Source organism: Actinoallomurus sp. NPDC052308 (assembly GCF_040679195.1).
Lineage (GTDB): Bacteria > Actinomycetota > Actinomycetes > Streptosporangiales > Streptosporangiaceae > Actinoallomurus > Actinoallomurus liliacearum.
In genome coordinates, this window is sequence record NZ_JBFAUM010000026.1 from 29,591 (window position 1) to 42,799 (window position 13,209).

Genomic DNA, 13,209 nt, shown 5'->3' on the forward strand with positions numbered 1-13,209 from the left:
CGGCCCGCTCCGCGAGGTCCGGGCGTTCAGCCGCGGGTGGCGCCGACGAACTGCATCAGGCCGTACGTGCGCTGGCGGAGAGCGGTGAAGCCGCGTCCGCGCAGGGCGTTGCAGAGGTCGTCGGCGCCGAACATCCGGATGCCGGTCAGCCGCCCGAGGACGGAGCTGCCCGTGCCGATGACGGGCAGCTCCGGCTTCCGGGTCGTGAGGAACGCGGCCCGGCCGCCGGGCTTCAGCACGCGGGTGACGCCGTCGACGGCCGCCCATGGGTCGTCGAAGAGGTAGAGGCCGCCGAAGCAGCACACCGCGTCGAACACCTCGTCGCCGAACGGCAGGTCGGCCGCGTCGCCGCGGACGTACGCGACCTCGGCGGCGCCGTTCGCGCCCCGGGGGCTCGGCCGCACCGTGTCGGTCACGGCGCGGTCGAGCATGGTCGAGGAGGCGTCGACGCCCACGACGAGCCCGTGGCCCGTCATCCCGGCGGCCAGCGCCCGGGTGACGTTGCCGGGACCGCAGGCCACGTCGAGCACCGTGCCGTCCGGGATCGCGGCCAGGTCCAGCCAGTCCCGGGCGAGGGCGTACTCCTCCTCGATGTCCGGGCCGAGCGGGCCCTTGAACATCCCGAACAGCACCGGCCGCCACAAATCCTCGTAGATCTTCGGGAGGAAGCCGGAGCGCATCAGGCGCTGCGCGATCGTGTCGTGCGGCCGGTCCTCCTCGCCGAGCAGGTCGAGGTAGCCGTGCGCCACGTCCGGCTCCGCGGGCGGCCGGTCCAGCAGCGGCAGGACACGGTCGAGGGCGTTCGACCGGCCTCCCCCGCTCGCCTCACTCATGGCCGCGGAGCCTCCCCGTCCACCGTGAGCCCCGTGTGGGCGGCCATGAAGGACAGCGTGTCCACGCTGAGGTCGATCGAGCGGCTGACGGCACGGGCGCCGTGCCCGACCTCGGCCTCGTTGCGCAGGAGGATGGGCCCGCCCGCCTCGGAGGTCGCGTGCTGCAGCGCCGCGCACATCTTGCGGGCGTGCAACGGGTCGACGCGCGTGTCGCTCTCGAACACCGTGAAGAGGGTGGCGGGGTAGGCGACGCCGTCCCGCACGTGGTGGTACGGCGAGTAGGAGTACAACCAGCCGAACTGCTCAGGGTCCTCGGCGGAGCCGTACTCGACGTTCCAGGTCTGGCCGAGGCCGAACCGCTCGTACCGCACCATGTCGAGCAGCGGCGCCGAGCAGACGGCGGCCGCGTACAGGTCCGGCCGCTGGGCGATCGCGGCGCCGACGAGCAGGCCGCCGTTGGACCCGCCGGAGACGGCCAGCCGGTCCGCGGTGGTCCACCCGTCGGCGATCAGCTTCTCGGCGGCGGCGTGGAAGTCGTCGAAGACGTTCTGCTTCTTGTCCAGCATCCCCGCGCGGTGCCACTCCTCGCCCTCCTCCGAGCCGCCGCGCAGGTTGGCGACGACGTAGACGCCGCCGGCCTCGACCCAGGCGAGCGTCCCGGCGGAGTAGGCGGGGGTCAGCGGGACGTTGAAGCCGCCGTAGCCGTACAGGATCGTCGGCCGGGGCTCGCCCGGCGCCGCGTCGGCGCGGGCGACGATGAGCATGCGGACCTCGGTGCCGTCCTTGGAGGTGTACGTCACCTGGCGCGCCTCGACGTCGGGGACGTCGACGGTGCCGGGCGGGGACGCCCAGAGCGTCGTCTCGCCCGTCGTGGCGTCGAAGCGGTAGACGGACGACGGCGTCGTGTGGTCGAGGTAGGTGAACCACGCCTCGTGCCCGCCCTCGGGGCGTTCGACGATCCCGCCGATCGACCCGAGTCCGGGCACCGGGACCTCGCCGATCCGCTCCCCCGTCGCCAGGTCGTGGACGGTGATCTCACTGATCGCGTGGCGGGTCCACCCGGCGAGGAGGACCGGCCGGTCCAGGTCGTCGAGGATCGCGAAGTCGGTGAGGACCGCCTCGGCGTCCTCGGGGATCAGGTCGCGCCAGGTGTCGGGCGACACGTCGGCCGGGTCGGCGACGCAGAGCCGGCCGCGCGGGGCGTCCAGGTCGGTGAAGGCGTACGCGCGGCCGTCCCGCGCGACGTGCACGCCGGTCTCGGCGTCCACGCCCTCCTGGATCACCCGCAGCTCCGGGGCCTCCGGGTCGGAGGCGCTCAGGTCGGCGATCCACAGGTCGTTGCGCGGCGCGGTCCCCTGGGAGGAGGAGAGGGTCAGCCAGCGGCCGTCGCGGCTGACGCCGACGCCGTAGTAGTTGGTCTTCTCCCGCCCCGACCCGAAGATCATCACGTCGTCGGTCTCGGGGTCGGTCCCGACCCGGTGCAGGTAGACGCGGCGGTGGTACTGGTCCTCCCCCGCCGGGACCTGGTCGGCGGGGAGCCGGCGGACGTAGTAGTACGCCTCACCGCCCGGCAGCCAGGCGACCGGCGTGTAGCGGCACCGCTCGATCGGTCCCTCGACGGTCTCGCCGGTGGCGACGTCCATCACGTACAGCTTGGACTCCTCGTCGCCGCCGTGGGACAGCTGGTAGGCCAGCAGGCGGCCCTCCTTGTCCGGCTGCCAGGAGTCCAGCGTCGTCGTGTGCGTCGGGTCGAGCGCCATCGGGTCGATCAGTGCCCGCTCCTCGCCGCCGGGGTCGACGGTGTAGAGGACGGCGTGCTCCTGCTCGGCGGTACGGCGCATGAAGAACCGGCGCTCGCCCCGCCACACCGGAGCGCCGACACTGCCGGCGCCGAGCAGCTCGCGCACCCGTGCCCGCAGCCGGTCCCGGCCGGGCAGGCCGTCGACCTCCTCGTGGAACAGCTCGTCCTGGGCCGTCAGCCACTTCTTGGTGTCGTCGGCGTTCGGATCCTCCAGCCACCGGTAGGGATCGGCGACGCGGTGACCGTGGATCTCCTCCACGAGGTCCTGACGATGCGCGGACGGGTACTGCGGTCGGCTCATGAACCGCACTTTACGAGGTCGGCGGAGCGCCCCGTGCGTGGCGTGGCGGTTTCCCCCCGGTCGCCGCACCGAGAAAGATGTGGGGCGCGTCTTTCCACGTTGATCGGGGGGAACAATGGAAGACACGCACGGCCCGCACAGAGCGGCCTCGCGCGGCGGCGGGCACGCCCGCCGTACGGCGCTGGTCGCGGCGCCCGGCCTGGCAGCCGTCGGCCTCGCCGCCGCGGTCCTGGCCGCCGGGCCCGCGCACGCGCGCACGCCGCATCCGGCGGCGCAGTCGCACGCGAAGCAGGCGGCGCACCCGGGACACACGGCACCACCGTCCCCGTCGCCGTCGCACTCGGCTCAGCCGGCTCCGTCACCGTCGCGTTCGGCCCAGCCGACGCACACGCCGTCCCAGCCGGCTCGGGAGGGATCACCGCGCTCTCGGGAGGCGCAGCGCGGGCACCGGGCGAAGGGCGCGGACCTGCATCTCGTGTTCGACCGGCCCGAGGCCGCGAAGGACTCCGGCGTCATCTGGCGCTGGACCGTCGTGAACGAGGGAGCCGGCACCGCCGACGACGTCGTCGCGACCCAGCAGGTCACGTCCGGCCACAAGATCCTCGAGTTGTCGAAGCCCTGTGCCTCGGACCACGAGACGGTCGTGTGCCGGTACGACACGATCGGCGCCGGCGACAAGCGCGCCGGCTGGATCAAGACCTCGGGCAGCCTCAAGGGCGGCCCGCTGCGCGTCGACGCGAAGATGACGTGGCGCGACCGGCGGACCGGCTCGGACGCGGGGGCCGAGGGGAACCACCACCCGGGCCACTGACCGGACCGGCTCGGGAACCTCGGCGGGGTACGCCCGTCACCCGGGCGGCCGACCGGCCCGAGCCGCCTCCCGGGCAGCGCTTCCAGCGAATACCCCGATTTATGGGGTAGCGAAATCGGCATCTCAACAGCCACACTGATTGCAACTCGGGTATCACCCGTGAGGAGGTCCTCGTGGCGGGTGCGCTGGTGAGAACGATCGACGAGCCTCATGCCGAGGCGCGCTGGAGCGTGGCCCGGGAGGCAGCCGGCGCCTGCGACGCGGAGGCCGTCTGATGAGACAGGTCCTGCTCCTCAACGCGACATACGAGCCCCTGACCACCCTCCCGATGCGGCGCGCCGTCTGTCTGGTCCTGCGGGAGAAGGCGGAGATCGTCCACCACGACGCATCCGGAGCGCGGCTGCACTCGGCCTCCCTCGTCCTCGAGACACCGTCGGTGATCCGGCTGTTGCGCTACGTCCGCATCCCGTACCGACAACGCGTGCCGCTCACCCGGGCGGCGCTCATGCGGCGCGACAACTTCCGGTGCGCCTACTGCGGCCTTCGCGCGGAGACGATCGACCACGTCATCCCGCGCAGTCGTGGCGGCAAGCACATCTGGGAGAACTGCGTCGCCTCCTGCATGCCTTGCAACCACCGCAAGGCCGACAAACTACTTGAAGAGATCGGCTGGAAGCTGCACGTCGCCCCCGCTGTTCCACGCGGCGCGCACTGGCGGCTGATCGGCCTGATCAACGACGGCGACCCGCAGTGGGCGCCCTACGTCTCCGAACACGCGGCCTGATCGCTCGCCCGATCGCTCCGAGCGGCGGACGGGGCATGACGGACGGGCGGTGACGTCGTACGCTGTGGCCGTGCCACGTTACGACTACCGCTGCCGCGCCTGTGGCGCGACGTTCGAGGTGTCCCGCCCGATGGCCGAGGCCTCCGCCCCGGCCGCCTGCCCCGACGGCCACGACGACACGGTGAAGCTGCTGTCCACGGTGGCGGTCACCGGCGGCGCCACCGCCGCCCCGCCCACCGGTGGCGGCTGCTGCGGAGGCGGCTGCTGCGGCTGAGCCGAGCGCGGCGGCCGCCGCTGTACGGCGTCCGCCACGCAACCGGCCACGCTCACCCCCGTGCGCCCCGATCCCGCTCGACTCCCGCCGCCGGAGCGCGGCCGCCGTCGGCCCGGCACCGGCTCACTCGCGAGCGACCGCCAGCGTCACCGGTGGGGTCCGGGTCGCCGCGAGCGTGCTCCAGATGCTCGCCGCGGCGGTCGCGATGAACGCGCCGGGCACCAGCAGGGCCAGGAGTTCCCAGGGCACCGCGACGAGCGGCCGGCCGACGGCCCGGGCGGACGCCGTGCCGAGTCCGGCCAGCGCGCCCGCCGCCACGAGCAGCCCGAGGAACAGGCCGATCGCGGTGACCGCCGCCGCCTCGATCAACGCCATCCGTACGACCTGCGGCCGGCTCATCCCGGTGAGCCGGACGACCGCGAACTCCACCTCGCGTTCGGCACCGGCGATCACCACGGCGTTGACGACGGCGACGGCGGCATAGAGACCGCCGAGGCCGACGAGCACCGCGAAGATCGCCATGTTGCCCTTCTGCTGCGCGGCCGCCTCGTCGTCGGCCCACTTCGCCACGGTACGGACGGTGCCGATCCCCGCCGCGTGGATCCGCGCGGCGACCTGTGACGGAGCGGCGCCCGGGCCGACCTGGACGACCGTCCGGGTCGGCGCCTTGGCGATCATGTCCGCCGGGACGAGGTCGCGCGGGACGAGGAAGCCGTCCGCGCCGTTCTCCAGGACGGGGGCGAGCAGGGCGACGATCCGCACCCGTACGCGCCGCGCGCCGATCCGGACGGTGGCCGGCTGTCCACGCCGCAGGCCCTCCTCGCTCAGGCCGGGCCCGACCGCGATCGTCGCACCGTGCAACCGTTCCAGGGAGCCGGACCGCGGCGGGCGCCGGTGGGTCCGGCCGTACGCCGCCGGGTCGATCGCGACGATCCCCGAGTAGTAGGTGTGCCGCCGGACCGTGACCGAGATGGGGACGGTCGACTCCGGCGACGCGGCCGCGACGCCCGGCACGCCCGCGATCCGGGCGGCCTGGGCGCCGTTCGAGTCGACGACCAGTTCCCCCGCCACGAGGCGTCGCTGCTCCTCGCCGGCCATCCTGCCGAGTGATTCCAGGGCCCCCATCAGGCCGACGACCAGAGACACCAGCACGATCAGCGGCGCGGCCGTGGAGGCGCTGCGCCGTACGCCGTCCCGCAGGTTCGCCTGGGCGATCTCGCCCAGGGTGGTCCGCCGCAGCGCGCGGCCGAGCAGCCCGCCGACGAGCGGTACGACCAGGGGACTCAGCAGGCTCAGGGCCACCGCGCCCACCACCGACACGGTCATCGCGATGAGGAGCGCGCCGAGCACGTCGACGTGGCCGGTCTGCCCGGCGGCGACCAGCCAGATCACGCACGCCAGCAGGGAGAGACCGAACACCCAGCGGGCGGCGGTCATCACGCGGGCGGCGCGCCCGGTGGCCCGGAGTGCCTCCAGCGGACGCACGAGCGCGGCCCGCCGTGCGGCCGTGAGCACGCCCAGCACCGCCACCGTGAGGCCGACGCAGCCCGACGCCAGCATGATCCCGGCGTCCAGCCGCGGGGAGACCCCGCCGGGCAGGAACCCGAACGCCGCCAGCAGCCACCCCTGGACCCAGGTACCGGGGACGCCGAGCAGGACGCCCGCCCCGGAACCCACCGCGCCGAGCAGCGCCGCCTCCGCGAGCAGCAGGCCCACGAGCTGCAGGCGGCTCGCCCCGGCGAGCCGCAGCAGCGCGAGCTCACGGCGCCGCTGCGCCACGGTGAACGCGAACGTCGAGCCCACGATGAACAGCGCGAGGAACCCGGCCAGCATGACCGTCATGCCGAGAAGCGTCGCGGCGCCCGCGTAGGAGTCCTGGATCCGCTCCCTGGCCTGCCCGGGCACGCCGGCGGGGATCCGGGCGTCGGCGACCGCGGCCATCATCGACAGCGAGGACTGCATCAGCGCGACGCCCAGCGCGACGGCCAGGATCGCGCCGGCGAACATGCGGCGGTGTTCCCGGAAGTTGCTCCACGCGAGCCACGGCATGCTCAACCCTCCAGCCGTGCGAGCCGATCGGCGACCTCCCGGGCCGACGGGCGGATCGCGCGGTCGACGATCCGCCCGTCCGACAGGAACACCACCGCGTCCGCCCGAGCCGCCGCGACGGGGTCGTGGGTGACCATGACGATCGTCTGCCCGGCCGAGTCGACCATCTCCCGCAGCAGCCCGAGCACCGTACGGGCCGAGCCGGAGTCCAGCGCGCCGGTCGGCTCGTCGGCGAACAGCACCGCCGGCCGGGTCACCATCGCCCGCGCGATCGCCACCCGCTGCTGCTGCCCGCCCGACAGCTCCCGTGGCCGGTGCCGCAGCCGGTCCCCCAGGCCGACGGCCCGCAGCACGTCCTGCACGGCCTGCCGGGAGACCTTGCGCCCGGCGAGCCTCAGCGGCAGCGCGACGTTCTGCTCGGCGGTGAGCGAGCCGACGAGGTTGAAGCTCTGGAACACGAACCCGACGGTCTGCCGCCGCAGTGAGGTCAGCGCCCAGTCCTGCGCCGAGGTGATGTCGCGGCCGGTCAGCAGCACCTGTCCGCCGGTCGCCCGCTCCAGACCGGCCGCGCAGTGCAGGAGGGTCGACTTCCCGGATCCCGAGGGCCCCATCACCGCCGTCCACGACCCGGCCGGAAACCCGATGCTCACCCCGTCCAGGGCCCGGACCGCGGCCTCGCCCTTCCCGTACTCCCTGCTGACCTCGCGCAACTCCACCGCGGGCGCGGCCGGCCCCGCGGCCCATGGCCGTCCGATCCCCTGTCCCACCGTCATAGGACGATCCCATCGCCCCGGCCGCTCGGACACATCAGGGCGAAGCACCGACCCGAGGTATACCTGGCCCTACCCCGCCCTACGCGATGGCTCCCGAGAGACCGGCAGGCCGAGGACGCGTGACCGGACGGCTCGGCGACCGCGGCCGCAGCCGCGAAGCGGGATGTCGCGGAACGCCCCAGCGCGTCCGGGGCGGAACGCTCGGTGATCGCGAGCGCAGACCACCGGGAACCGCCACGGGTCGCCCATCGGCTCAGGCGTTCACCGAGCGTTGTCACCCGCCCTCCGGCCCGCGGCCCCGCTCATCCGCCGTACGTGGCCTCGGACTCCCCCAGCACCGTGGCGAAGTCCGCGGCGAGCCGGTCGGGGCCAGGCCGCATTCCCGTACGAGAGGCGCACTGGGCCGGTTACCGTACGTACGTGGCAGATTCCGCGGCTCGTACCGCGCTGGAGGCGGTGCTCCGGCGCCGTTTCCTGATCAGCGGCTGGCCGTGGCGGTGCCTGGCCTACCTGGTGACGGCTGCGATTCCGCTGGTCGCGATGGCCGTGCCGGTCCTGATGTTCGGGGTGCCGTGGGTGTTCGCGCTGCGGCGGGCCGCGGACGGCGGCCGGGCACCGCTCACCGTCGCCCTGCTCGTGACGCTCGGCATACTGCTCGTCGCGGGCGTCGGCCCGCTGTTCGCCGTTCCGCTGGCCGAGCTGGAGCGCCGCCGGCTGCGCCTTGTGGACGCCCGGCCGGTCGAGTCGGGGCACCGTACGGCCCGGGGGTCGCGGGCCTGGCTGCGGACCCGGTACACCGAGGCGGCGACCTGGCGGGAGCTGGGCTACGTCTGTCTGCTCGGCGCGGTGGCACCGGCGCTGTACATGGCGCTGCTGGCGTTCGCGCTGGTGGTCGGGGCGTTCCTCATCAGCCCGCTGCTGGCCGATGGCACCACGGTCGCGCTCGGGTTCGACAACGTGACGAACGCGACGGAGGCCCTCCCCTACGCGCTCGCCGGTCTGGTGCTGCTGCCCGCCGTCCCGTACCTGACGGCGGTGGTCGCCGGGGCGCACGGGGCCGTGGCCCGGGCGCTGCTGGGACGCGGGCCGGACGATCGGCTGCGGGCCGAACTCGTCGAGGTGTCGCGGTCCCGGGCCCGGCTGGTAGACGCGTTCGAGGCCGAGCGCCGGCGCATCGAGCGGGACCTGCACGACGGCGCGCAGCAGCGCCTGCTGGGGCTTACGCTGCACCTGGGCATGGCCCGGCTGGACCTCCCGCCCGGCTCCACGGCGGCCCAGAGCGTCGCCGACGCGCACGAACAGGCCAAACTGCTCATGACGGAACTACGGGAGTTGATCCGCGGCATCCACCCGCGGGTGCTCACCGACCGGGGACTGCCCGCCGCGCTGCGCGAGCTCGCCGACCGGTCCGCCGTCCCCGTGACGGTCGACGCCGACCTGCCGGATCGGCTGCCGGCCCACGTCGAAGGGACCGCGTACTTCGTCGTCGTCGAGGCGCTGAACAACGTCGCCAAGCACAGCGGCGCCGCCGAGGCGGTGGTCACCGTACGCCGGCGGGGCGACCTGCTGACCGTGGAGGTCCGCGACGACGGCGAGGGCGGGGCGGACCCCCACGCGGGGTCCGGGCTGACCGGCCTGGCGGACCGGGTCGCCGTGATCGACGGCAGAATGCTCCTGTCGAGCCCGGTGGGCGGGCCGACCGTCGTCCAAGTGGAGCTTCCGTGCGGGAAAGAGTAGTCCTCGCCGAGGACGGGGTGCTGCTGCGCGAGGGGCTGGCCGGTCTGCTCGGCCGGTTCGGCTTCGAGGTGGCGGCCACGGTCGGCGACGCCGACGCGCTCCTCGCCGCCGTGGCCGACCACCGGCCGGACCTCGTCGTGACCGACATCCGGATGCCTCCGGGCTTCACCGACGAGGGGCTGCGCGCCGCCGTCGAGCTGCGGCGCGCCGACCCCGGACTGGCCGTGGTGGCGCTCAGCCAGTACGTCGAACTGAGCTACGCGGCCGACCTGCTCGACTCCGGGGACGGCCGGGGCGTGGGGTACCTCCTGAAGGACCGGGTGGTCGACGTCGAGGAGTTCGTCGCCGCCCTGCGCCGCGTGCTCGACGGGGGAACCGTCGTCGATCCCCAGGTCGTACGGCAGCTGCTGCGCCGCCGGCGCGATCCGCTGGCGCGGCTGTCGGCGCGCGAACGCGAGGTGCTCGGCCTGATCGCCGAGGGGCACTCCAACACCGCGATCGCCCGGGCGCTCGTCATCTCCGAGGCGACCGTCGGCAAGCACGTCGGCAGCATCCTCACCAAGCTCGATCTGCCTCCGACGGAGGACGCGCATCGCAGGGTCCTGGCGGTCCTCGCCTACCTGCGCAGCGGCACCGGTGGATGAACGAGAGCGCCCGGCCTCATCCGTGAGCGGCGGCGGGCGCACAGACCGCTCCGCCCGCGCCGACCATGACGTGAGGCGTCGGTGCGCACGATACGCCGCCCACGCCGACCATGACGTGAGCGGCGGCGGTGCACACCAGACGCCGCCCACGCCGGCCGTGACGTGAGCGGCGGCGGGTGGCACCGCCGCCTCTCACGGCCCCCTTCTTCAAGCCGGCCGCCCGCCGCGCGGGCACCCGCTCGAAGTCGGCGACGCCGCCCGGCCCCGTGCCGGGGCCGGCGGCCACCGCGTACGGACGGCTTCCCCCCGCCAGGTCACCGCCCGTACGCGGCGCTCACCTCACCGGGCCCGCACCTTCGCCCGGGGCACCCTCGTCCAGACGCTTCTCGAGGTAGACGGTGACGGTGCCACCGGTGACCTTGCGATCGACCTCCCGCCACTCGAACGTGCGGTACAGCGCGAGCGCGGCCCGCTGCCGCACGGTCGTGTCGGCCCGGAGCACGCGGTAGCCGAGTTCGGCGGCGCGCTGCTCCAGGACGGTGACGAGCAGCGCGCCGTAGCCCCGGCCCTGCAGGTCGGGCCGGACGCGCAGGCGCACCATCTCGGCGGTGACGGCGTCGACGCGCCGTAGCCCGCCGAGCGCCGCCATCTCGCCGCGTACTTCTCCGACCAGGAACTCGCCCCGGTCGCGTAGGTAGATCTCCTCGATGCGAGCGAAATCGTCGTCGTAGTACACGCCGTCGCCCGGACGCACCCCCACCCGGAGCAGGCACTCCTGGTGGAGGTTGAACGCCGCCTCCTGGTCACGAGCGGTGTAGCGCCGCAGGTGGAGGCCGGCGACCTCCCACTCGGGCGGTTCGTACGACAGCCGCTGCACGCTCGCCGAGATGCCTCCCGGCAGGCGGGCCACCCGTCAGGCCTGCTTTCGGGTGATGCCCGCCGTGGCCGGACCGGCGAGTGCGTCACGGAACTCGCGGGCCGCCCGGATGTCGCCGTACTGCGCGACCACCGCGCTGGCGAGCTGACGGGCCCGGTGGATCACGATGTCGGTCCGGTGCGCGGCCGACACCGCGAGGATGGTCTCCTTGGCGGTGCGCAGCGCCTCTTCGGGCTCTCCTTCCTGAAGCCGGCACGACGCGCGGTCGAGCCAGATGAGCGTGCGGTCGAGTTCCTCGGTCGCGGGGTAGAGGGTCAGCGCCTTGCGGAGCGTCTCCTCGGCGTTCCCGTGATCGCCGAGGTTGGTGTAGGTGTCGCCCGTGTGGAAGGCCAGTTGGCGCTCGGTGTAGCCGAAGGCGGTGTCCTTGACCTGGTCCTTTCCGAGTTGGGAGAAGACCACCTGGCCGCGGGCGATCGCGCGCTTGGCGCTGGGGGTCGCCTCGTTGCGGCCCCGCTTGACGAGCATGCCGAGCGCGCGCGCCTCGACGATCGGGGCCATGGCGCCGGCCACGCTGGGTACGCGGCCGGCCAGGTCCTGCGCCCGGCGGGCCAGGTGCAGTGCCTCACGGGGATCCCCGTAGTACATCGGGACGAGCGACTCGCGCACGCTCACCCAGGCCCGGAGCGCCCGGTCGCCGGTCTCGTCGGCGGCCGTCCGCGCCGTGCGGAAGAAGGAGCGGGAGAGGCGGTGGTCGCCCAGGTCGATCATGATGACGCCGGACAGACCGGACAGTTTCGCCGCGATGCGGCAGAGTCGTTCCTGCAGCTCGATCGGTTGCCGCTGCTCGCACATCCGGCGCACCTCGCTGAAGTCCAGCAGGACGTCGCAGAGCAGCCGCAGCGGTGGGGTGGACATGTACTGCTGTCCGTACCCCTGGACGGTCTCCTCCCACTGGTCGAGCATGGTCGGGGACACCGAGGCGTTGACCAGGGTGTCGTCCATGCGGCGGCGGATGCCGTCCACCGCCCCCAGGATCTGGCCGTCGAGCACCACGCCTGCTCCGGCCAGGAGTTGCAGGAGAGTTCGCCGAAGCACTATGTCCTCCTCGTCTCCGTCCGTGCCGCTCGCCGGGCCTTCGGCGCGGTAATGAACCCGGGAGAGGCGTGGACCGGAGGTTCGTTCGAATTTGGCCGCCCATTCGCTGCCGCCGGTGACGACGGTTCGCGGCCCGATCACACTGTCGGGCTCGCGGGGGCCGGACTCCTGGACGCCGGCACGTGGGCGGTCGTGCCGGTTGCCGCAGACGCACGGTCCTTGAAGACCGAGGTCCGCGGGCTCTACGCGATAAACGCCGCAGAGGTAGTGCAGATATTCGGGACCCGGGCGCTTGTAGCCGCTCTCGTACGCCGACAGCAGCGTCTCACCGAGCTTGGGACGAGGTTTTCCCTCGAGCTCGTACAGCGCCCTGACCTGGGCGACGACATCGGACAGGGCGATGCCGTGCGCGAGTCGCTGGGCTTTGATCTGACTGGTTCCGAAGATCGGCGCGCATTGATCGTGAATTTCCCGTGCGATGTCCGGCGGCGCGAGGCCCTGGGCCAGCCCACGGGCACGGATACGACGTGCCGTATCAGCCTCTTTGCGAGGTGGGTCCTTTTTGCGGGGATCTGTTACTTCCGCACTTGGGGGATCTGTCATTCCCGGCCTCCTCGGGGGGAAAGAGCCGACCGGATAACTCATGGCCACGGAGATGAAATCTCGCGTACGCAGCGTAACTCCGGCATCGCCGTACGCCAACTGAATCAGTCAGATAGAGGTGCGTTACGGTCGCACTCCCCATACCTGAGCAGAAAAAGCTTCAACGTCAGTAGAAAAACTTCTACCCGAGTGGACAGATGTTGGTCCCCGGCCAGGCCGGCGGTCCCTTGACCGCTCTTACGGGGCTTGCGATCCTCGCACCGCGTAACGAGATGAGTTCACCGTGTGAGTGAGGGAGGCACGCTCCGTGTTCGACGAACGTCGACTGGGATACCTCGAAGGACTGGTGCGGGAGTTAGGCGAACGCGGCCTGGTGGCCCGCGTGGTCCGCAGCCGGTCCGGCCCGGCGTTCTGCCGGGTCGTCAACCCGGACGCCGCGAGCATGTCGGAGAACGTCATGTGCGCGCCGGCGCCGGACATCCCCGACCAGCGGTCCTGGTACTTCTGGTGGTCCTGGGGCGAGCCCATGCACCAGGTCGACGACCCCTGCGGCGCCGCCGTGAAGGTGGCCCGCGTCCTGGAGGCGCGCGGCGCCTAGGGAGTGTCCGGCAGAGATCCAGCGGACAC

12 protein-coding genes are annotated in these 13,209 nt (G+C 73.0%); 6 read left to right on the forward strand and 6 right to left on the reverse strand.

The window, feature by feature from the left end:
• Positions 1-26: 26 nt before the first annotated feature.
• On the reverse strand, positions 27-833 hold the full coding sequence (locus tag AB0L00_RS36950; protein ID WP_364442047.1) for a methyltransferase domain-containing protein: 807 nt from the start codon (positions 831-833) through the stop codon (positions 27-29).
• Positions 830-2,935, reverse strand: a complete 2,106-nt coding sequence (locus AB0L00_RS36955) for a prolyl oligopeptidase family serine peptidase (protein WP_364442049.1) — start codon at positions 2,933-2,935, stop codon at positions 830-832. The genes AB0L00_RS36950 and AB0L00_RS36955 overlap by 4 nt, the downstream gene beginning before the upstream one ends.
• Before the next feature lie 115 nt (positions 2,936-3,050).
• On the opposite strand from AB0L00_RS36955, the gene AB0L00_RS36960 reads away from it, so the two are divergent.
• The 3 genes from AB0L00_RS36960 (at position 3,051) to AB0L00_RS36970 (ending at position 4,804) form a co-directional block, all read left to right on the forward strand.
• Positions 3,051-3,746 carry a hypothetical protein gene (locus AB0L00_RS36960; protein WP_364442050.1) on the forward strand — a complete coding sequence of 232 codons (696 nt, stop codon included), beginning with the start codon at positions 3,051-3,053 and terminating at the stop codon, positions 3,744-3,746.
• Between the two features lie 274 nt (positions 3,747-4,020).
• Positions 4,021-4,530, forward strand: coding sequence for an HNH endonuclease (locus AB0L00_RS36965; protein ID WP_364442051.1), 510 nt, complete (start codon positions 4,021-4,023; stop codon positions 4,528-4,530).
• Between the two features lie 70 nt (positions 4,531-4,600).
• Positions 4,601-4,804 (forward strand): zinc ribbon domain-containing protein, encoded by a 204-nt coding sequence (locus tag AB0L00_RS36970; RefSeq protein WP_345362896.1) that lies wholly within the window; start codon positions 4,601-4,603, stop codon positions 4,802-4,804.
• 123 nt (positions 4,805-4,927) lie between these two features.
• On the opposite strand, the gene AB0L00_RS36975 is transcribed toward AB0L00_RS36970, so the two are convergent.
• On the reverse strand, positions 4,928-6,853 hold the full coding sequence (locus AB0L00_RS36975; RefSeq protein ID WP_364442053.1) for an ABC transporter permease: 1,926 nt from the start codon (positions 6,851-6,853) through the stop codon (positions 4,928-4,930).
• Positions 6,854-6,855: 2 nt separating this feature from the next.
• Complete coding sequence (locus AB0L00_RS36980; protein ID WP_364442055.1) at positions 6,856-7,626, reverse strand: ABC transporter ATP-binding protein; 771 nt, start codon at positions 7,624-7,626, stop codon at positions 6,856-6,858.
• 420 nt (positions 7,627-8,046) lie between these two features.
• On the opposite strand from AB0L00_RS36980, the gene AB0L00_RS36985 reads away from it, so the two are divergent.
• Positions 8,047-9,363 carry a sensor domain-containing protein gene (locus AB0L00_RS36985; RefSeq protein ID WP_364442057.1) on the forward strand — a complete coding sequence of 439 codons (1,317 nt, stop codon included), beginning with the start codon at positions 8,047-8,049 and terminating at the stop codon, positions 9,361-9,363.
• Positions 9,348-10,007 (forward strand): response regulator transcription factor, encoded by a 660-nt coding sequence (locus AB0L00_RS36990; RefSeq protein WP_364442058.1) that lies wholly within the window; start codon positions 9,348-9,350, stop codon positions 10,005-10,007. Before AB0L00_RS36985 ends, AB0L00_RS36990 begins: the two co-directional genes overlap by 16 nt.
• Positions 10,008-10,341: 334 nt before the next feature.
• On the opposite strand, the gene AB0L00_RS36995 is transcribed toward AB0L00_RS36990, so the two are convergent.
• Positions 10,342-10,917, reverse strand: coding sequence for a GNAT family N-acetyltransferase (locus AB0L00_RS36995; protein WP_364442059.1), 576 nt, complete (start codon positions 10,915-10,917; stop codon positions 10,342-10,344).
• Between the two features lie 3 nt (positions 10,918-10,920).
• Positions 10,921-12,582 carry a tetratricopeptide repeat protein gene (locus AB0L00_RS37000; protein WP_364442060.1) on the reverse strand — a complete coding sequence of 554 codons (1,662 nt, stop codon included), beginning with the start codon at positions 12,580-12,582 and terminating at the stop codon, positions 10,921-10,923.
• A gap of 307 nt (positions 12,583-12,889) precedes the next feature.
• Between AB0L00_RS37000 and AB0L00_RS37005 the strand changes: the two genes are divergently transcribed.
• Positions 12,890-13,180, forward strand: a complete 291-nt coding sequence (locus tag AB0L00_RS37005; protein ID WP_345362876.1) for a hypothetical protein — start codon at positions 12,890-12,892, stop codon at positions 13,178-13,180.
• Positions 13,181-13,209 lie beyond the last annotated feature (29 nt).

Bases quoted from the DNA above. Each gene is read 5' to 3' on its own strand.
- AB0L00_RS36960 (WP_364442050.1), top strand. From the start codon at position 3,051: ATGGAAGACACGCACGGCCCGCACAGAGCGGCCTCGCGCGGCGGCGGG.
- AB0L00_RS36965 (WP_364442051.1), top strand. From the start codon at position 4,021: ATGAGACAGGTCCTGCTCCTCAACGCGACATACGAGCCCCTGACCACC.
- AB0L00_RS36975 (WP_364442053.1), bottom strand. From the start codon at position 6,853: ATGCCGTGGCTCGCGTGGAGCAACTTCCGGGAACACCGCCGCATGTTC.
- AB0L00_RS36955 (WP_364442049.1), bottom strand. From the start codon at position 2,935: ATGAGCCGACCGCAGTACCCGTCCGCGCATCGTCAGGACCTCGTGGAG.
- AB0L00_RS37000 (WP_364442060.1), bottom strand. From the start codon at position 12,582: ATGACAGATCCCCCAAGTGCGGAAGTAACAGATCCCCGCAAAAAGGAC.
- AB0L00_RS36980 (WP_364442055.1), bottom strand. From the start codon at position 7,626: ATGACGGTGGGACAGGGGATCGGACGGCCATGGGCCGCGGGGCCGGCC.
- AB0L00_RS36950 (WP_364442047.1), bottom strand. From the start codon at position 833: ATGAGTGAGGCGAGCGGGGGAGGCCGGTCGAACGCCCTCGACCGTGTC.